Annotated in this window: 15 protein-coding genes; 11 read left to right on the top strand and 4 right to left on the bottom strand. The window is 43.9% G+C overall.

The genetic code is table 11. The features are described 5' to 3' along the window. Positions 1–79 precede the first annotated feature (79 nt). Positions 80–1,423: an alanine/glycine:cation symporter family protein gene (locus QUF61_RS09265; RefSeq protein ID WP_289681426.1), complete on the bottom strand. Its 1,344-nt coding sequence runs from the start codon at positions 1,421–1,423 to the stop codon at positions 80–82. 86 nt (positions 1,424–1,509) lie between these two features. Here QUF61_RS09265 and QUF61_RS09260 point away from each other — a divergent pair, with 86 nt between their 5' ends. The 5 genes from QUF61_RS09260 (at position 1,510) to QUF61_RS09240 (ending at position 6,674) form a co-directional block, all read left to right on the top strand. Beyond that, the gene (locus QUF61_RS09260) at positions 1,510–2,697 is read left to right on the top strand and encodes a thioredoxin family protein (RefSeq protein WP_289681425.1); all 1,188 of its coding nucleotides are present in this window, start codon (positions 1,510–1,512) and stop codon (positions 2,695–2,697) included. A gap of 74 nt (positions 2,698–2,771) precedes the next feature. After that, entirely contained in the window at positions 2,772–3,785 is a 1,014-nt protein-coding gene (locus QUF61_RS09255; protein ID WP_289681424.1) for an ATP-binding protein, read from the top strand. Further along, entirely contained in the window at positions 3,782–4,330 is a 549-nt protein-coding gene (locus tag QUF61_RS09250; protein ID WP_289681423.1) for a hypothetical protein, read from the top strand. The genes QUF61_RS09255 and QUF61_RS09250 overlap by 4 nt, the downstream gene beginning before the upstream one ends. Before the next feature lie 17 nt (positions 4,331–4,347). Beyond that, on the top strand, positions 4,348–5,448 hold the full coding sequence (gene murG, locus QUF61_RS09245) for an undecaprenyldiphospho-muramoylpentapeptide beta-N-acetylglucosaminyltransferase (RefSeq protein WP_289681422.1): 1,101 nt from the start codon (positions 4,348–4,350) through the stop codon (positions 5,446–5,448). Further along, positions 5,445–6,674 carry an exonuclease SbcCD subunit D C-terminal domain-containing protein gene (locus QUF61_RS09240; protein ID WP_289681421.1) on the top strand — a complete coding sequence of 410 codons (1,230 nt, stop codon included), beginning with the start codon at positions 5,445–5,447 and terminating at the stop codon, positions 6,672–6,674. The genes murG and QUF61_RS09240 overlap by 4 nt, the downstream gene beginning before the upstream one ends. Positions 6,675–6,994: 320 nt before the next feature. On the opposite strand, the gene QUF61_RS09235 is transcribed toward QUF61_RS09240, so the two are convergent. Then, positions 6,995–11,212, bottom strand: coding sequence for a hybrid sensor histidine kinase/response regulator (locus QUF61_RS09235; RefSeq protein ID WP_289681420.1), 4,218 nt, complete (start codon positions 11,210–11,212; stop codon positions 6,995–6,997). Here QUF61_RS09235 and QUF61_RS09230 point away from each other — a divergent pair. From QUF61_RS09230 to QUF61_RS09215, 4 genes are all read left to right on the top strand, one after another. Further along, entirely contained in the window at positions 11,211–11,687 is a 477-nt protein-coding gene (locus QUF61_RS09230) for a hypothetical protein (protein ID WP_289681419.1), read from the top strand. The two genes, QUF61_RS09235 and QUF61_RS09230, sit on opposite strands and share 2 nt — an antisense overlap. 88 nt (positions 11,688–11,775) lie before the next feature. Then, positions 11,776–14,865 (top strand): ChaN family lipoprotein, encoded by a 3,090-nt coding sequence (locus QUF61_RS09225; protein WP_289681418.1) that lies wholly within the window; start codon positions 11,776–11,778, stop codon positions 14,863–14,865. A gap of 388 nt (positions 14,866–15,253) precedes the next feature. Further along, on the top strand, positions 15,254–15,595 hold the full coding sequence (locus QUF61_RS09220) for a hypothetical protein (protein WP_289681417.1): 342 nt from the start codon (positions 15,254–15,256) through the stop codon (positions 15,593–15,595). Between the two features lie 194 nt (positions 15,596–15,789). Then, on the top strand, positions 15,790–16,161 hold the full coding sequence (locus tag QUF61_RS09215; RefSeq protein WP_289681416.1) for a cupin domain-containing protein: 372 nt from the start codon (positions 15,790–15,792) through the stop codon (positions 16,159–16,161). Positions 16,162–16,191: 30 nt separating this feature from the next. Here the strand turns inward: QUF61_RS09215 and QUF61_RS09210 are convergent, their stop codons facing one another. Beyond that, positions 16,192–17,097, bottom strand: coding sequence for a DUF58 domain-containing protein (locus QUF61_RS09210; protein WP_289681415.1), 906 nt, complete (start codon positions 17,095–17,097; stop codon positions 16,192–16,194). A gap of 32 nt (positions 17,098–17,129) precedes the next feature. Further along, a complete protein-coding gene (locus tag QUF61_RS09205) occupies positions 17,130–19,271 on the bottom strand; it encodes a TonB-dependent receptor plug domain-containing protein (RefSeq protein WP_289681414.1) in 2,142 nt (713 codons plus the stop codon). 144 nt (positions 19,272–19,415) lie between these two features. On the opposite strand from QUF61_RS09205, the gene QUF61_RS09200 reads away from it, so the two are divergent. Both QUF61_RS09200 and QUF61_RS09195 read left to right on the top strand, forming a co-directional pair. Further along, positions 19,416–19,892 carry a L,D-transpeptidase gene (locus QUF61_RS09200; RefSeq protein WP_289681413.1) on the top strand — a complete coding sequence of 159 codons (477 nt, stop codon included), beginning with the start codon at positions 19,416–19,418 and terminating at the stop codon, positions 19,890–19,892. 79 nt (positions 19,893–19,971) lie between these two features. Then, complete coding sequence (locus QUF61_RS09195) at positions 19,972–21,096, top strand: hypothetical protein (protein WP_289681412.1); 1,125 nt, start codon at positions 19,972–19,974, stop codon at positions 21,094–21,096. Positions 21,097–21,117 lie beyond the last annotated feature (21 nt).

Below are 21,117 nucleotides of genomic sequence, written 5' to 3'. Positions count from 1 at the left end.
CTGTTTTATTGTTATGTTAAAGCGTTGCACAGTGGCGGTTTTTTTTGACAAAAAAAATTGTATTCGTCCAAAAAAGAAGCTACTGCGTAACATCGGTAAAATAATTTCGGCTCAACTTAAAAATTAGCGGACTGAGTAATAATAAAGCAATGAGATTCGGTAATGCCATTAGAGCATTCAGCGTATCTGAAATCAACCATACCACGGCTAAATGGCTATGCGCCATTGCGCCCACTAAAATCATTAAAATCCAGGCTACCCGAAAAGCAAAAATTGCGCGCACGCCAAACAGGTATTCGGTACATTTTTCACTATATACGCTCCAACCCAGCAAGGTGGTAAAAGCAAACACCGTCAGGCCAAAACTGACCAGATACGTACCCACCCCAGGCAAACTTTGCTCAAATGCCGCAGAAGATAAAGCCGCGCCAGTGGCACCGGATTCCCAGGCACCGGAAATGACAATCACCAGCCCGGTGATGGAGCACACAATCAGGGTATCAATAAAAGTGCCTAACATGGCAATCAAACCTTGAGAAACCGGCCCTTTAGTCGCTGCTGCCGCATGTGCAATTGGCGCGCTGCCAAGACCGGCCTCATTGGAAAATACCCCTCGGGCAACACCATATTGTATTGCCAGCCAGACACTAGCACCGGCAAAACCACCCGTTGCTGCCGTGGGGGTAAAGGCTTCGGTGACGATAAAAGTAACGGCTGCGGGGATTTCTGTCCAATGCATTAACAAGATGATCAAACCGCCGCCCACATATAAAACGGCCATCAGCGGCACCAACTTGCCAGCAACCCTGGCAATACGCTGAATGCCACCCAACAGTACCAAACCCGTCAATACTGCTAATACCGCGCCAGTAACCCAAACCGGTAATTTAAAAGCGTCAAATAAAACATCCGCCACTGAATTGGCTTGTACGGCATTACCAATACCAAAACCTGCAATCATGCCAAATAGTGCAAACGCGGTTGCCAGCCAATGCCAATGTTGCGCCAGACCATTTTTAATATAATACATCGGGCCACCAACATATTGTCCATTTTCATCCACTTCCCGAAAATGTACGGCACATACGGCCTCGGCATATTTGGTTGCCATCCCCACCAATGCGGTACACCACATCCAGAATAAGGCACCGGGGCCACCGATGGCAATAGCCGTGGCGACCCCGGCAATATTACCCGTGCCAATGGTGGCTGATAAAGAGGTCATTAAAGCATTAAACGGGCTGATATCCCCTTCACCCTGCGCGCTACGCCCTGTCCACAGCATTTTAAAGCCGGTGCCTAATTTGCGCAGTGGCAACAAACCCAGACCCAACATCAAATATAAACCGGTGCCCAGAATTAACCCCAGCATCCAGGGTCCCCACACCAAAGCATTGAGTGGGTTAAGTATATTATCGACCATGTGCTTCACAACTCCTTATATTGTCAGCATACTTTTGATAGAATAAACTAAAATTTACAAAAAATTATTCACCTTGTATCAAATTTATGAAAAAAATACCGATATTACCTGCCTCTCTAGTACCTGGCAATACGCTGCGTAGCAATATGTTATGCGTGCTGCAAGCTTATGCAAAATACTGTGCAGGTAAAGCTGCGTATTTGTTTTACCTGGGGTTTATGCTATTAAGTGCCTATGCCTTGTCTGCTCAGGCCAATACTGAATTAGCCGTTCCACTCAGCATTGAACCGGATGAAGAAGGTATTTACGAATTTGATGATGCCTTTTTACCACATTTTCTGGAATATCCCGATTTTTTTAAAAAAACGCTGCTGGATCTCAAAGAAGATTTAGCCCAGGCAAAAGCCAATGGCAAACACGGTATTATTCTTTACTTTAGCACCCGCAACTGCCCTTATTGTGAACAATTACAAGATGTGGTTTTAGGTAAACCGGATATTCAAAATTATTTATTAAAATATTTTGACATTATCGGTATTAATGCCTTAGGTGACTTGGAACTCACTGATTTTGATGGTCAGAACATAACTGAACAGGAATACGCCAAAGCGCAGAAAATGGGGTTTACGCCAGCCATGTCATTTTATGTCAGCGACCAACAAGGCAATCCGGTAGAGGCACTGCGCTTGCGTGGTTATTATCCCCCTTATGTATTCCGTGCCGGATTGGATTTTGTGGTTTCAGGGAACTATCAAAGCAGTCGTTTCAGGCAATATCTGACCACGGTTAAACCACCACCCGAAGGGGATTACAGCCTGAATTCAAATTCCCTGTTTCAAGCCCCCCCTTATCTACTGGATCGACACCAGCATAAAGCGGCTAAACGTCCACTGGTAGTGATATTCGAGCAAGGGCGCTGTCATGCCTGTGATATTTTTCATAAAAGCTATATGAATGATCCCGTGATACTGGAGTCACTGGAAATGATGGATATTGTGCAGTTGGATATGTGGGCTGACACGCCTTTGATTACCCCTGACGGTCAAAAAACTCATGCGCGGGCATGGGCTGAGCAATTGGATTTATTTTACACCCCCTCATTATTATTTTTTGATGAGCAGGGCCGGGAAATTTTTCGGATAGATTCTATTTTCCGTATGCATCGCTTGCAGCGTGTTTTACGTTTTGTGATGGATAAACAATATCTGGATAAAGAACCAGACATTCATTGGCAGCCTAATACAGCGATTGAGATATTGCGGTCTTCAGAGTAAGCGATGATGGCAGTAAGTTACCGCTTTTTCCATGTCATACATATGGAGATTAATATTTTTAAGGATTTAATAGTATGCTGAAGAAAGTTGTCCTCAAAAATTTTGGTCCACTAACAGATATTCACTGGGAAGGATTGGCTAATATTAACCTGATAATTGGTGATAACGGCTGTGGCAAAACTTTTTTATTAAAAACAATTTACAGTAGCATACGCACACTTGAAGATTATAAAAGAGGGGAAGAACAACGCTCTGCCTCAGAAATTTTAGTGGAAAAACTCTATTGGACATTTCAGGCAGAAAAAATCGGTGACTTGGTTACTAAGGGCGCAGAAAACCCCTTATCATGTATGCTGGATTTTTCAGGTAAGACGTTTCATTATGAATATGGGAAGGATACGACTAAGAAAATTTCCAATCTGGAAAATCATGTACCAGCCCGTGAAAATCATTCAATTTTCTTACCCGCTAAAGAAGTTTTATCTCTGCACTCGATTATCTTAAAATCCCGGGAGCAAGACAAGGCTTTTGGTTTTGATGATACTTATCTTGATTTAGCGCGGGCTTTAAGACAATCGACCCGTGGTGGAAAAAATTATACTGCATTTGCTCAGGTGCGTAAAAATTTAGAAGTCATGCTGGATGGAAAAATAGAATTTGAAGAAGCAACAGCACGCTGGCATTTTAAAAAAGGCAATCAAAAATTTCCTATTGGCCTGACTGCTGAAGGTATTAAAAAAATTGCAATTTTAGATACCTTGTTAGGTAATCGCTATTTGAGTAAAGATTCCATTATTTTTATTGATGAACCAGAATCTGCATTACATCCCTCTGCTATTTCACAATTACTTGATATTGTAGGCGTACTTGCTGATTATGGTATTCAGTTTTTCCTCGCCAGCCATTCTTATTTTGTGGTAAAAAAATTATTTTTACTGGCACAGCAGAAAAACAGCTCAATTCCTATATTATCTTCTCATAACGCTGCCTGGAAAACAGCCGATTTAAGGGAAGGAATGCCAGATAACCCTATTATTGATGAGTCTATTAGACTTTATAAAAAAGAAGTAGCGTTGGCATTGCAATGACAACTGATCCAATTACCGAATCGGGTATGGCATTTGGCCCTTATCCTGAAGGCTCTTTTTTTTATATTGAAAAAAGCACAATGTATCAACGTGTGCAAGACAGTGTTCCCATTGCTGAATTCCTGTTATTGCGCCATTCAAAAAAAGGGCCGGTCATTTGGGTTGTGGAAGCAAAAACAAGTTCTCCACATTCTAAAAATGAAACAGATTTTGATAAGTACATTGCCAGTGTTAGCCAAAAATTAATTAATGCATTGTCGTTAGGGCTTGCAGCCTGCTTAAAGCGTCATCAGGCAGCTTATGCTGAGTTACCACAAAAATTTCAAAAGCTTGATCTTGCTGTGCTTGATTTTCGTTTAGTTTTGGTTGTTAAAAAATGTAAAACCGAATGGATACCACCTTTAAAAGAGGCTCTGGATAAGTCACTTCGTGCCACCGTAAAAACCTGGGCCTTATCTCCCACCGCAGTAGTTGTTTTCAATGAGGAATTAGCGCAAGAAAAGCAGCTTATTATAGGTGCGCCAGCATTAGAAAATGAAAAATAACATGATAGGAAAGCAATGTGAGCCAGCAAGCCAATAGCCCTGCATCACACACCTCTAATACTAATTCCACGCGTCCTGTGTTAATTATGGCAGGCGGTACCGGCGGTCATGTATTTCCCGCGCTGGCCTGTGCAACTGCCTTAAAAGGTAAGGGGATACCCGTGCATTGGCTGGGTACGCGCAAGGGGCTGGAATCACGGGTTGTGCCTAATGCCGGTCTTGACATCAGTTATATTTCCATCAGCGGTTTGCGTGGAAAAAGCCGCTGGACCCAGATTTTCGCCCCATTTCGTTTGTTATATGCGATTTATCAGGCGGGCTGGGTGATGGCTAAAGTGCAGCCCGGCGCGGTATTGGGCATGGGCGGTTTTGCTTCAGGGCCGGGTGGTATTGCCGCCTGGATGCTGGGTATCCCCTTATTAATTCATGAGCAAAATGCCATTCCCGGTTTAACCAACCGTATTCTGGCACGTTTTGCCAAGCGGGTGATGGAAGCCTTCCCCGGCACTTTTGCCAAAAAATATCAGGCATTGCACACGGGTAATCCCCTGCGTTTTGATATTTTGTCTATCAATCCCCCCAGTCCCCGTCCACTGCATAGTCCTTTGCGTTTATTAGTCTTAGGCGGCAGCCTCGGCGCGCAGGCTTTAAATATGACACTGCCGCAAGCTGTGCAGAAAATGAAAAACCCGGTACAGCTATGGCATCAAACGGGACGTCAGGGTTCAGTGATGCGGCGTGAACAGCATGATGACCGGGTGGAACCTTTTATTGAAAATATGGCTGCGGCTTATCGCTGGGCGGATATTATTGTGTGCCGTGCGGGGGCGATGACGGTGAGCGAAGTGGCGCAAGCAGGCTTACCCGCCATTTTTATCCCGTTTCCTTTTGCGGTAGACGATCATCAAACGGCTAATGCGAAATTCCTGGTTGATGAAGGTGCTGCCTTACTCATTCAACAAACTGACTTAAATGCAGATAAGTTGGCAAATCTGCTGGATGAATTGTGTGCTCAGCCAGAACGCCTGCAACACATGTCCGCCACAGCCCGCGCCTTAGCACGTCCTAAAGCAGTCAGCAAAGTGATTAAGACCTGCTTAGGTGTACGGAAACAATGAAATTACTGCATACCTCTGACTGGCATCTTGGGCATAAGCTGATTAACCAGGAACGCCGAAAAGAGCATCAACATGCCCTGGACTGGCTGCTGGAAACACTGCTAACCGAGCAGATTGATATATTAATTATTGCCGGTGATGTGTTTGATACAGCCAATCCCCCCAACTATGCTTTACGCCAGTATTATCAATTTCTTGCCGCTGCTGCTGAAACGCAATGTCAGCAAATTATCATTATTGGCGGTAATCATGATTCTCCGGCTTTGTTGGAAGCTGCGCAACCGGTACTGGAAAAGCAATGTATTCAGGTTGTGGGTTGCAGTGCGCGTCAAGCTGATGGCGAGGTGGATTTTAAGCGTCAGGTATTTCCAGTTACTGATAAGCAGGATAAGTTAATAGCGGTGATTGGTGCCATGCCTTATCTGCGAGATCGCGATTTAAAATATGCCAAAGCTGGAGAAAGTGCAACAGAGCGAGAACAGAGCTTACGCCAGGGTATTCATCAGCATTATGCGGCAATTTGTCAGGCCATGCACGAACACGGTCATAGTGTGCCACATATTGCAACCGGGCATCTATTTGCCGCTGGCGCGTTGACTTCCGACAGCGAGCAAGCCATTCATGTTGGCAACCTGGGACAGGTTGGCGCAGATTGTTTTCCCGCACAGTTGGATTATGTGGCTCTGGGTCATTTACACCGTACGCAACGGATCGCCAAGCAAGACCGTCTGCGTTATTGTGGCGCATTAATTCCTCTGGGTTTTGCTGAAGCAGAAAACCGTAGTCAGGTTTTAATCGCGGAATTTGACGGGGCACAGTTAACAGTTGTGCGTGAAATAGAAGTGCCTCGCACACGACGTTTACTGCGACTGCAAGGTGATTTGGAACAAGTATTACAACTGATAAATGATTTTCCACCACTGGCATCCACTGAGTTTCCTGCTTGGCTGGAAATCACCTTAAATCAGTCTGAAGCAATGGCTGAGCAACAATTATCAGCCTGTTGCCAAACTCAAAACCTACACATCTTAAAATTGTTAGTGCAACAAAATGCAGAGACCGCATTAACTGCAATCGCTCCCGGCCTGGACGATTTGCAACCCTTGGATGTTTTTTTGAAAAAATGTGAAGATAGCGCTAAAACAGCAGAAGAAACCGCGCAATTACAGGATTTATTTCAAATACTGCATACTCAGGTATTAGAAGCCGAGAGTGATAGGCAATAATTGCTAAACCCCGTCTAAGGAGTGAGGATGAAATAAATACAGAAACTGGGCGCAGGATTTTTATTCATTTTCAAGGCGTGAAAACAGGCGCATAGCAAGCTATGTAACTGCCTAAGTCCAAATAGGCACAACGCAGAAAATGGAGAAAAAGACCAGCCAGGTTGCTGAAGTTATAAAATTCTCACTCCTAAGTTGAAAACCGCAGTTTTTGTTATTCCCGTGTAGACGGGAACCCAGCCTTCGTGAACAGCGACTGGATACCTGCCTGCGCAGGTATGACATTAATAGAATATTTTTGTCGATTTCAAAGTGGATGGGGTTTATTGTATGCTTGCATCATGCTTGAAATTACCTAAGGCTGAGATCACTGGGTTTAATTTATTCACCAAGTGTTGCAGGCTTTTCTGAATTTCAGCTTCTGGCAAATTCTGAGTACAGGCTTTTTCCAGTTCCTGCGCGGCAAACTGTACTTCAAAGGCACCGACATGTGAAGCAACTCCTTTCAGGCTGTGCACAAGACGGGTTGCTTCCTGATAGTCTGCCTGCTTTTTCAGCGTGTTAAATTGTTGTGCAAAATCCTGATAGGTATCATAAAAATTGAGTAGTAAACGATAATATAATTGCTCATCATCAATCGTTATTGCGAGACCTGCATCGGTATCAATTCCCACCAGTTTTGAAAAATCCAAATTTTCCGGTATTGTTTGGTTTTTTATTGCTGCCAGTTTGGATGCTGTATCATCAGTTGCTACCACTGGGGTTATGAGAGTTGGTATTGCAGGTTTAATCCAACGCGCCATCGTTTTAAGCATGGCTGCCGCTTGTAATGGTTTGGCAATATGATCATTCATACCTGCCGCTTTGCTGCATTTTATATCCTCAGGCATGGCATTGGCGGTCATTGCAATAATTGGCAGATTCTTTAGCGCGGGCTGCTTTCTGATTTCCCGGGTTGTGCTGTAACCATCCATAATGGGCATTTGAATATCCATTAATACCCCGTCAAACTGCTGTTGTTGCAATTGTTCCAAGGCTTGCTGCCCATTTTCAGCCAGCGTGGTTATGATGCCCTGTTTATTTAACAAGGTCATTGCCAGTTCCTGATTGATTGCATTGTCTTCAACCAAAAGTATTTTAGCGCCATGCAAAGTTTCAACAAAAACAGGGGCTTTTTTCTGCGATGTTTTGGGTTGCGTTTGTCCCGTTGTAAAGTTGGCGGTGAAACCAAAAAGACTGCCTTTACCTGCTTCACTGTCCACCCAAATTGTGCCATCCATCATTTCCACCAGCTTTTTACAAATACTTAAACCCAAGCCGGTGCCACCATAGTTTCGAGTGGTGGAACTATCGACCTGAGAAAAGGGCTGAAATAATTTTTGTTGTTGTTTAGCATTCATCCCTATGCCAGTGTCTGAAACAGAAAAACGTAATTTAACAAAATCATCTTGTTCAAGCATCTTAAAAACACTGATATTTATGATTCCTGATTCAGTAAACTTAATGGCATTATTGCCTAAGTTCACCAGGATTTGTCCTAAACGTAAAGGATCACCTGTCAATGTTAGCGGTGTATTTTCTGCAATATAAAATTTCAGTTGCAGGTTTTTTTCCAGCGCCTTAAATTCTAATAAGCTCTTGGTATTATCAAATACCTCCTGGATTTGGAAATCAACCTGTTCCATTTCCATTTTTTTAGCTTCAATTTTAGAAAAATCCAGAATATCGTTAATAATTGCCAGCAACACATTTCCTGCCGTATGCACTTTTTCAATGTAATGCAGTTGTTTGGGGTTCAAACCCGTTTGTAAAGCCAGATTGGACATGCCGATAATGGCATTCATCGGTGTGCGAATTTCATGACTCATATTCGCCAGAAAACTGGATTTGGTCTCGGTGGCTTTCTCTGCTTGTTGTTTGGCTTGCAGCAACTCCTGGGTGCGAGTGCTGACCTGTGCTTCCAGTTCACTAGCGCGCCGGGTTTGATGATGTAATTGCCAGCGGTAATAAACAAAAGGAGAAACAATAAATAAACCTAATGCAATAAACAACAATAAGCCTTTAAACCACCAGGTTTGCCACCAGGGTGGAATAATATGAATTTGTAATGTCGTGCCTTGCTGATTCCATAAATTATCATTATTTGATGCCTTGACGCGAAATTGATATTCTCCCGGCGGCACGTTGGTATACCAGGCTTGCCTACGATTACCGGTTAAATTCCAACTCTTATCAAAACCTTCAAGTTGGTAAGCGTATTGATTTTTTTCCGGGTGAATAAAATTAAGTGCAGCAAATTGCAGTGAAAAAAATGCCTGATCCCAGGGTAAATTGAGTTGCTGGGTTTTATTGATAACCTGAGATAAGGGGCTGTTTTTTCCTATGCCAACCGGATGACCAAAAATACTAAGCTCAGTGAGAACAACAGGTGGCGCATAGGGGTTATTTTTAATTTGTTGCGGATAAAAACGCTCAAAACCATTTTGTCCACCAAAATAAAGCTGGCCTTTTTTATCACGCCAGGCAGCACTGAAAAACTCTTTAACTAATATTCCATCAGTCTTGTCATAACAATGATAATCTTCTATTTGTGGTTGAAAATAACAAAGCTGTTGGTTGCCACTGAGCCATAAACTCCCCTGTTCATCTTCCAAAATGGCGTAAATTACCTGGCTGGGTTCTTTGCCGGACCCGTTTTTTAAATGATCATAACGTATAAAGTGATTCCGGGATTCATCCCAGCGATTTAAGCCGCCGCCTAAGGTGCCTATCCACAGACGATGTTGACTGTCTTCATAAATACTGGCAACTGTATTATGACTAATGCTGTTATTATCTGCTGCATCATGTAAATATCGGTGAAAATTTTTGGTTTCAGGCAGCCATTGATTTAAGCCACCACCTTGAGTACCAACCCATAAACGGTTTTGATGATCAACATGGAGCGCTAAAATAATATTATGGCTAAGACTGTGTGTATCTTTTGCTTTATGCAGAAAACGCTCAAATTTGGTTTCTACACTATCGGGTCTATTGTCAACAGTGGGGGAAATCTGAAGACGGTTAAGGCCGTAGCGGGTGCCTATCCATAAGCTGTTATGCTGATCGAGTGCCAGTGCGCGAATATTATCACTACTGAGACTATTTGAATTTTTCCGACTATATTGGTAATGCGCGATCACTTGGCGCTGGCTGTCAAAAGCAAATAAACCATCCCCTAATGTACCCACCCACAGCTGCTGGAAAGCATCTTCAGCTAAGGCAAAAATGGTTTTTTTTTCTAAAAAATGCTGAAAATGATTTTGCTTTTTATCTGTGACATCCAGCCCGGAACGGGTGCCTACCCATAATTGTCCCTGATGATCTTCTAATAAAGACAAAACACGCGGATGGCTGAGGCTGTTGTCGATACCTGGGTATGATTGTATATTATGAAAAGGGGGCAAACCATAATCAAGATACAAACCGCCACCTTCAGTACCCACCCATAAGATACCGGAGCGATCCCGGTACAAGCTGCGGATAATATCGCTGTTGGCAAAGTTTGTTTCGGTTTGCTGATTGAAACGTACAAAAATCTGTTGCTTGCTATCAAAATAATTCAGTCCACCACCATTGGTGCCAACCCATATTCCCCCGGCCTTATCGGCTAATAAACAGCGAATCTGGTTATGACTCAGGCTGTTTTCAGCGGCAGGATCGTGAAGATAGCGTATAAATTGCTCCTGCTCAGACTGATAATGATTTAATCCCTTGGCGGTACCTATCCATAAGCGTTGCTGGCTATCTTCGGCAATTGATAAGACCGCATTGTGGCTGAGCGTATGTGGCTTATCGATATCATGGCGATAGTTACGAATCTCGCCAGTTTCTGTATTAATACGATATAAACCACAACCATCAGTACCCAACCATAAATTGTCCATACTGTCTTCAAATAAATGCATGACATAGTGACAGTTGAGGTTTTTATTATTTTTTCCAGCATAAGGATAGCGGGTGAATTCTAATATGGTTGCATTCAAGGGACTATCAAGACGATTAAGTCCTTCATCGGTTGCAATCCAGAGGCGACCTTGATGATCCTCTAAAATATCCCAAACGGTATCATTGCTGAGACTGCTTGCAATTTCAGCATGATGCCGATAGCTGACAAAACGTTCCAGACTGTGGTCAAAACGGTACAACCCTCCGCCATAGGTACCTAACCATAATTGTCCCAAGCGATCTTCATGCAATGTCAGTACAAAATTTTCTTCTAAACTGTGCGGGTTTTTGGAATCCTGTTTATAATGGGTAAAATCGTAAGCATCATATCGATTCAGGCCATCTTGCGTTGCAAACCACATATAACCCTGATGATCTTGTAAAATGTCATAAACTGTATGGTGTGATAAACCATTGTTTACAGATAAGTGATGAAATTTTATAGTATCCGGTGTAGGACTCTGATTTTCTTCAGAAATTGCCGCAACACTATATTGTATGAAACAACATAAAAGAGACAGTAGCATCAAACCATATATTGGGAGAGTATTCATGTTTTTTATTCGTCGTACACTATTTGTAATGTTCTGTTTAACGCCTGTAGTCATGGCAAACACAAGTGCAGGCTCAGAAGAGCAAGAGATTATAGAGTCCAGCGAACGCTTTGGCCCTCCTGTTCGCAGCAGTAATAAAACTGGACTGGGAATTGGTTGGGTTGATATTACATACGGTGGCACGGTGTGTTACTTTTCTTCTCAGACGGTATATCTTTGGCGTCCTCAAACAAATAAACCTGAAAAAGTATACCTTAAGAATACCAGTACCCAAGAAAAACTTCGTATCAACTGGGCCTTTGGTAAACAATCCATGCCCTGGCCACAAAAACGTTTGTCACTCAGTAATGGTACCAGTTATTTATTAAGCAGTGATGGTGGCACAGAAGTTATCACGTTTTACCAGGTACCTGAAGACTTAACAAATAAAGTCGATCAAAATACCTGGATGCGGGAACAAGGATGTCTCAGATGATCCTGTCTCCAGGCTATTTTGGTTTATTCTTATTGATTGGAGACTGGCATTGAAATCATTTTGCTTTATTTTCTTGTTCACGCAGCTCATGTTATGGACATTCAATGCCCAGGCGCGCCTGGATTATCACATCAACTTGCAAGTGGACTGGCCTGAACAACAGATTCAGGTTGATATTCAATTGCGCAGTGATACCGATACCCAGGTGCTGTTGCATTGGAATGAGCATATGCAATCGGTCATGCTGGCAGGAAAACCCGGTAATCGTTTGCTACAGCGTCTGCCGTTAAATTTACAGGCGGGTAAAAGTTTCCCACTCAGTTATCGCTTTAAACCCAATCGCACCCAGCACAATCTTTTGGATGCTGAGAATCTGGTGCTGAGTGGACATTGGTATCCTTATCCAGAACAACTGGCTTATTATCAGTTGCAAACACGATTACCTGAAGGTTTTACTGCTAATTCAGAAAGTGACCGCACCCAGCAAGATAAGGCAGGCAATCTTAAATTTATTTTTGACTACCCGCGTGACTCGGTGAACTTAATTGCCAGCAAGCACTATCAAATACAACAACAAACCTATTCAGGTAAAACGGGTGAGGTACAACTGGAAACCTTTTTTACCCCGGAAAATGCCCGACAAGCCAAAACCTATCTGGCCTATACTCAACATTATATCAAGCTTTATGAAAAGCTATTAACGCCTTATCCCTATAAACGCTTTGCCATTGTCTCTAACTTATTTCCAACAGGCTGGTCTTTACCCAGCTACACTTTGCTGGGGAGTCGCGTGATTCGTTTACCATTTATTGTACGCACATCATTGGGTCATGAAATTCTACATCAATGGTTTGGCAATTCCGTGTATATCGATCAAAGTGGCGGTAACTGGTCAGAAGGTTTGACCAATTACCTGGCAGATTATGAATATGCAAACCAGCGCGGTGAGGGTGCCGCTTTTCGTAAGCAGTTATTAACCGATTACAGTATTCGGGTGACTGAAGATAAAGCATTTCCACTGCAAGATTTTCACAGTCGCACGAATAAAGCACAAAGTGCGATTGGTTATGGTAAATCGGCGATGGTATTTCACCAGTTGCGCCAACGCTATGGTGATGATGATTTCTTTAAAGCATTACGCTTATTGATTCAAAATAAACAGTTTCAACGTGCTGGCTGGACAGACATACAACATGCCTTTGAACAAGTCAGCAAAGATACGTTGGCTGATTTTTTCAGCGACTGGCTGACGCGCAAAGATATTCCGGCATTACAGGTGGAAAATGCTGGTTTAAGCATTATTAAAGGACAGCTTAAGCTGCAATTTGAAGTATTGCAGACAACTGAAACCGCTTATATTTTGCGCGTTCCACTGCATCTTGAATATGAAGCAGCAGACAATAAAACCCGCTGGGAAATACAATGGCTGGATTTAAAAGATAAAAAAACCACAGTGCGCTTAGCTTTGGAGCAGCGTCCCTTAAATATTGTTCTGGATAAAGACTATGATGTGATGCGTAAGCTTGATGCTGCGGAAACACCTCCAGTATTGGCCCATATACTGGAACAAAAACAGGACTTGCTCATTATTGGAGAAGCCCAGCAGGGCAGCACTTATCAGCCCTTATTAGCCTCGCTGGGATTGGAAAATATCAGCCTGAGCAGCGCAGAAAACAGCGATTGGGCAATGTTACAAAAAAATACTGTGGTGCTATTAGGCAGAGACAACCCACTGGCTGCACAGTGGTTAGCAGGGCAGCACCTGCCTGAAGCGGAAGTGGCACTGCGTGTATTTAAAAATCCCCTGAATCCGCATTATAAACTGCTTTGGTTAGCGGCTCATAATGCTGAGCAAGCTGCCAGGAACGCACGGCGACTGCCACATTATGGCAAATACACGGAAATTGCCTTCACCGGAAAATCCGTACAAAAAAATATTCAGGATACAGTTTCCGGTATTCCGGTACTCAGCCATGAGGCGGTTCAAGCCCTGCGTTTTTCAGGCCAACAAAACCTGCAACTCACTACACTGAATAAAATTTTGCCGGAACTGGCGCAAAGTCCTGTCATTTTCATTGGCGAGCATCACGATCAGTATGCCCACCATATCAATCAGTTGGAAATTATTCGTTTTCTTCAGCAACAAGGCAAACCAATTGCGATTGGCATGGAAATGTTCGCCCGTGAAGCGCAAAGTGTCTTAGATGCATATATTGCCGGTGATATTAATGAGGCCCAATTTTTACGGAAATCCAATTATTTCACGCAATGGCGGTTTGATTATAATCTGTATAAACCGATTATTGATTACGCCAAAACCCATAAAATCCCTCTGATTGCGCTTAATCTCAATGGCAAAATAACCCGCCAGACAGCCAGAAACGGGCTGCCTAGCCTGGAAGCTGCGCAACAGAAACAAATTCCTGCGGCGCTGGATTTTTCGGGTATGGATTATCAGCAGGATTTGCAAGCTGTTTATGGCCTACACAGGAACGCAATGGCAAAAGCGTTTAAGATGCCACTGAAGCATACTAAGAAATCAGAACAGGCAAAACCAGAAATAACAGCACAGGATGCAGAAAAACAACACCAGGAAAAAATAGAAAAGAAACCACCGCTAAAAACCGACAAACCAACTCATCAACACGGCATGCCCAGTGAACATGGAAAACGCTCTTTTACACATTTCCTGCAAGCGCAGATTTTATGGGATGAAGGCATGGCTGAAGTCGCCCATCAATATCTGCAACAACATCCCGATACCCAACTGGTGATACTGGCGGGTAATGGTCACATCCGCAACGATTACGGTATTCCGCAGCGTTTGTTTCGCCGTGCACAACGTCCTTACCTGACGCTATTACAGGATGATAATATCCAGGCCGATATTGGTGATTATATATTATTGTCCCCGGAACTTGAGGGTCAGGCTGCGCCAAAAATGGGCGTTATCATTGAAGATAAACCCGAAGGTGTCGAAATCCAGGACATTGTTCCCGACAGTCCTGCGCAAGCGGCGGGAGTTGCCAAACAAGACTGGATCATAAAACTGGGTGACATTCCCATTCAAACCCTGACAGACCTGAAAATTGCCTTATTTCAGATTGGTGCTGGTCAACAAGCCACCTTACATCTCAAACGTGGTGAGAAAATTATTCAACTCAGCATCCAGTTTTAAAAGCCAATGGATAACACCCCTCCGAAGGGGTGTTATCCGTAAAGCATTTAGCTGAGAACCTATATGCAACTGTTTTCACAACACAGAAAATTAGGCATGTATCGCTTTGCTCATCCTGCTCTCATCATTTTTCCTGTCTTTATAATTTACTTTAACAATACGTCAAAATAACTTGATTATGATGTTTTTTATAATCTGGATATATATGATAATTATGTTGCAGTATTGTTCTTATCGTGTAAACTCCTTTTTTTCAAAAAAGCAGCCATTAAGGATGATCGCGCTTTTTTCAAAAAATCAACCTGAATTCAATGTTAGTTTCAGGTTGATTTGGCATCACATTCGCTTAAGCGGATTTCTCATTAAAGCAAAGTTTTGGAGTATCGCTATGGATGGTTTTGATTTGCTATATGGTTTGAGTCTGGCTGGCCTATTAGGCTTGCTGGCTGCACGCAAACACCGTAATGGCTGGGAATGGGGTATTGTCAGCGTGATTCCACTGACCGTATTTGGCTCAGATATGTTTGTGTTAATATTATTGTTACTGCTTTGGATGCGTCCACTGTGTCCTGAATGCGGTACTGCCGTCAGTAGCGAAGAACAAAACCAACAGCGTTGTATTCAATGCGGTTATCAAGGACGCCTGAGTTTATTAAAATATCATTTATCTGGTATCTTAAATAATCTACAAAAAAGTAACCGGAGATACAGTCGTCGCAAACGTGCTTAGGAGTGAGGATGAAATAAATGCAGAAACTGGGCGCAGGGTTTTTATTCATTTTCAAGGCGTGAAAACAGGCGCATAGCAAGCTATGTAACTGTTTTCACAACGCAGAAAATGGAGGAAAAGACCAGCCAAGTTGCTGAAGTTATAAAATTCTCACTCCTTAGCAAGGGCATATCGGGAAATGCAGGTATCGGGAAATGCAGCCAACCATTAAACAAAACACCCAAACAACGGAATATTACATCCCCGAAGGCTGTTATATTACCGAATTATCCAATAGCAATGATGATCCCGCGCTCTCTATAGCCCGCGCCCGCGTGGAGCCGGGTGTAACGACGCAGTGGCACCGGCTTAAAGGCACTGTAGAGCGTTACCTGATACTTGAGGGCGAAGGACTGGTGGAAGTGGGTACTATGCCAGCACAAGCAGTCAGTGCCGGTGACGTTGTTATCATCCCGGCGCAGTGCCAACAAAGAATCCGCAATATGGGGCAGCAGGATTTAATCTTTCTGGCAATGTGTACGCCACGTTTCTTACCTGAAGTTTATGAAAATTTAGAATCAATCTGAATGGGCTGTTATTTCTTGCAAGTTACCTAATTATAAAATTGTTGCCGGATCATCATGCGTTGCCAATTGCGTTAAACGTAAACCGCGTTGTTGAAAATGCTGCTCAAGCGCCTGATAGCGTTGTTTAAACAAGTTTTGATAAATCTCTCTGGCGCGTTTATCAGCACTGTTCAGCCAGCGTTGTTGCTTACCATCACTGATGGCGTATAAACCCGGTGGTGGCAGTTGCTGTTCCAAACTGTCGTAAATGAAAACACCCAGCACATCCGTATGTTGCGCCAACTGCCCAAGGTGATGTTGCGCCTCCTTATCAAAATCCTGAAAATCACTGAATATTGTAATAAAACTGCCCGGATGACTGATGCGACGTAATTGCAGCAAGGCACTTGCTAAAGTCGTGTTTTGCCCACCGGGTGGCGTTGCCTTATCGTTTGTGGACTGCGCCATATGTTGAAACAGTCTTAAAATACCGCGCCGACCACCTGCGGGGCGTATGTCCTGATACCGATCATCATTTAATACCACACCGCCCACCCGATCACCATTTTGCATGGCTGACCACGCCAGTAATGCGCTGGCGCGTGCGGCCTGCACGGATTTAAACGCCACCCGACTGCCAAAGCGCATTGCCGCGCGCTGATCCAGAAGTACCAATACCGGGCGCTCGCGCTCCTCGTGAAAGATTTTAGTGTGGGGTTTATTATTGCTGCGGGCGGTCACACGCCAGTCAATGGCGCGAATATCATCACCCGGCTGATAATGCCGGGTTTCCAGAAATTCCATGCCGCGACCGCGAAAACCGGATAAACGTCCGCCGGAAAGCAAAGTCATCACTTTGCGTTTACTGCCACGTTTTGCACGACTGGCCTGAAATTGTAATTGGATGAGTTCATCCAGATCAACGCTGACGCCGGATTGTTTTTTTGTGTTGGGCATGATTAACCTGAGTTCGGTGTAGGTACTTTAACCTAAAAACGATAACCCAGGGATAATACCAAAGAACGCGGCTGTTGTGGCATTTTTACAAAAGTGGTGCTGGCGGAACCTGCGGCGGCATAGTAACGTCTGTCCAGCAGGTTATAAATATCCAGGTGCAGAGAAAGATTTTTAAAACCAACATCCCTTGCGCCAAAATGCATGTCCAATAAAGTATAACCGGGTGCACTCAGGCGATTGGTTTCATCATTGGGGTCTTCTTCGCCAGTATAGGTTTTACTCAGCACATGCCATTTAGTTGTCATAAAATATTTGCCATAACGCAGAGTTGCGCCCAGCTTCAGTTTATGCGGTGCAATATAAGGTAACTGTATTTTTTCCCCTTCCTTGGTTTCACGTATCCAGCCCTGGATAAAACCGTAGCCAGCCCAGAAGTCACCGTCAATGCCATGACTGAATTGATGCTGGTAATTCAATGAGACATCCAGCCCATAGTGGACTTCCTCACCGGCATTGCCTTTGATATTACTGTTAAGAATTTCTGCGCCAGGGATAAATTGATTAACCGGTTTTTGTCTCTGGGTAAGAATGAGGTTATCCGACTTGTCATAATAAGTGCTGAACATAGTGCTAAAATGAGGACTGAATAAGGTGGTCAGATTCAGTTCCAGGTGCTGATTTTTTTCAGGTTCCAAATCCAGATTGGGCGTCCGGAAAAAGTTGCTGATATATTCACCCTGTGCATTTTGTTTACCCGTGAAACCGCCAAATGTCCCCATTGCTTCGCTGGTGGAAGGCGCGCGGAAAGCTTCACCATAATTGAGTTTGAATACCGTATCCGGCGTATAACGGTAGACTACGCCGATACGTGGGTTCCAGGTAGCCTGGTAGCGGGAGTTATTATCATAACGAATACCCAATATAGTTGCCCATTGTGGGTTCCATTCTGATTGTAATTGCGCATAGGCCGCCTGATTATCATAGTGCAGATCACGGAAAATAATAGGTAAGTTACCCTGCGTACCGGGGTAATACTGGTTTTGTTCATTGAGTGGCCGATCTTTATTATAGGGTGCTTCCAAGGATGGTATTTGCGGAATGGCATAAAAACTTTCATAGACCAAGCCAAAAATCAGACGCTGCTGATCGTTGATTAAATAGTCAAATTTCTGCTCAATACTATTTTTTCGACTTTTTGCATACTGATAGCCTTCATCCATGAAATTAACATAAATATTAACATATTTAGAATGGGGCGAAATCTCATCATGTACATGATCGAGCAATAACTCACCTGAGAGTTTGTCGGTCAGATTAAAATTAAATTTACCATAAATAGACTGGATATTGGTCTGCCAGATACTTTCATTCAGATACAGTGCGGCATCGGGTTTATCACCGGTATTGGATAAACTCTGAAAATGCGATTGATTTATCCCTAAAGTAAAATGCTCAGTGACTTTAAGCTTGGCAAATAAGCTGTGACTTTTAATCGGGCTGGTATAATCTTCCCGATCTTCAGCGGCAACAATCGTTCTGCCATCAAAAGTAACGGCATCCACTTTGGGGAAATCCTGCGGATAATAATGGCCTAAGTCAGCGGTATCGGAACGGTGTTTATGTCCTGCAACCACCAAATCAACCGTTTCACTTAACTGCATTCCGGCTTGCGCGCGCTGATAGCGATAATTGTCCGCGCCTACGCTAACGGAGATGTCAGCACCCTCCACTTCACTGCCGTCTTCGGTGATAATATTAATCACACCGGCAAACGCATCTGCGCCATATAAGGCTGAAGTCGGGCCGTAAACCACCTCAACCTGACGCGCATGAAATAAGGGGAAATTATCCGCAACAGCGATTTTACCTAAACCGGGGGATTCAATGCGTACACCATCTTGCAGGATTAAAAACCGGTTATTACTTAAATGCCCACGTAGGGTAATGTTGTTATAGATACTGGATTTGCTGTTTCTTTGTATGTCAACGCCAGGTAAATCTGCCAGCAAGTCACTGAGGTTACGATAACGCCGCTCCTGAATTTGTTTACGGGTGAGCACCTGTACCACCGAAGGCGTATTATTTAGTTTTTCAGCGTGTCCGGAAGCCGTGATAATCGAAACATTCATCAGTTCTTCCAGCGACATATTGCGCAAGACCTCAAGCTGAGACACATTGGACGCATAAATCTGGGGTGATATGCAAACGAGCATGGTTGCAATGAAGTGATAAAATATAAATTTTTTCATTTTAGTAACGGAATAGTAACGAAATGGTTATATTAAAGAATCGGTATAGTATACAGTAAAGGATAAGCAATGATGATTCATATTCAGTTAGCCACTCAGCGATTAACATTTATTCAACAACAACAAACACTTTTATCCACACCGGTTTCCACTGCATTAAATGGTCCTGGAGAGCAGGCAGGCAGTGGTTGCACACCATGCGGTAAGCTGGTCGTTAAAGCTAAAATTGGCACAGGCGCACCATTAGGCAGTGTATTTGTGGGCAGACGCGCCACCGGAGAAATTTATACAGCGGCCTTGGGTAAGGCGCAGCCACAGCGGGACTGGATATTGACCCGCATACTTTGGCTGGGTGGCCTGGAACCGGGTAAAAACCGTTATGGTAAGGTTGATACCTTACGGCGTTATATTTATATTCATGGTTGTCCACCAGAATATCCTATGGGGCAAGCCTTGTCTCATGGTTGTATCCGTATGCGAGATAAGGCTTTAGTTCAATTATTTGACTTGGTGGATACGGGGACTGTCGTGTGGATTACCGATTAGGTTTATACTACTCACTGGTGTTGCACAAAAAACAGCAACTACGTAACACCAGTAAATAAATAACCAAAGGAGAAGTTTGATGTCATGGGATTTTGATTATTTATTACCCCCACTGGATGCAACCAGCTACCCGCAGATCGGGCATAATAACAGTTTGCTGGAGGTGGGTTATACCGGTGCCAACATGCCGGTGCGCACGGTTACCCCCGGGCGACGCCTGCGTATTCGAGTATTGGCCCCACCCGGTACAACTTATGTTGCAATCAGTGGTGAGTCCAATAACTGGCAGGGCGGCGCTGGCAATAATCCATTACAAAAACCGGTGGTTGGTGGTTTTGATTATGATCCGGGCATTTACCGGATACGACCTATTCAACGGCCCCAGGATGCCAGTAATGGTAATTTATATTTTAGTGATTTACACCCGGTCACAGCGGCTTTGAATGAGCCTTTATATGGCACCGGCAGCCCGGTCTATCCGGCTTTGGATGAGCCACGCTATTTACATTTTATATTGTATAACCCCGCAGGCTCACTGCAACTGAACTTTGGCTCGTTAAAATTTTCCATGTTAATCGGTGATGCCAATGCCTATAACACCTGGCGTAATGCGCGTCCTTGGGCGGGCGGGGGATCGACAGATGTCGATGGCATTATTGAGGCACCGATTCGCCGTGAAGATGATCCCGATCCAGCACCCAGCACCAGCGCAGTGTTGTTAAACCACCCGGAACGCACCCAAACCGCAACAGAATTTGGTCTGGGCGTATTCATGCAGGGTATTCGCCAGGTTGACGGAACCCAGCTTAAAGAAGGCAGCAGTCTAAGCGCAAATCTCAGCATTGACCCCGACCCCCGTGATGAAGGTATGCAAGTCAGCTATCTGGTCTTAGGCGCATGGCTGGATCCCACCAATATCAGTAGTGTCAATACTGCTATCTGGCAGCAATGCGTAAATGGTAACTGGCAAAACTGGAACGGTGCTACGATTACGCCGGAGCAGAAAATAAACCTCTCGCCTATTACCCCCTATGCCGGATCGCAGTCCTTAACAACCGGACAGGTGAATTTTAATCTGGGTGAGATCCGCCGTCCACAAGGCGCAGCTGGCCGACCTTTTGCATTATTTCTCGGCTATCAGGCGACAGCCTCAGGGCAAACTTTTGTGGTTTTAAAAGGCCCCAGTATTTTTTACATTATCTAAAATAGTAGAGACGTAGCATTG

It is taken from the genome of Candidatus Venteria ishoeyi, from assembly GCF_030378065.1.
Lineage (GTDB): Bacteria > Pseudomonadota > Gammaproteobacteria > Beggiatoales > Beggiatoaceae > Venteria > Venteria ishoeyi.
The sequence above is the reverse complement of the archived record's forward strand: the minus strand, read 5'-3'. Positions and strand labels throughout refer to the sequence as shown.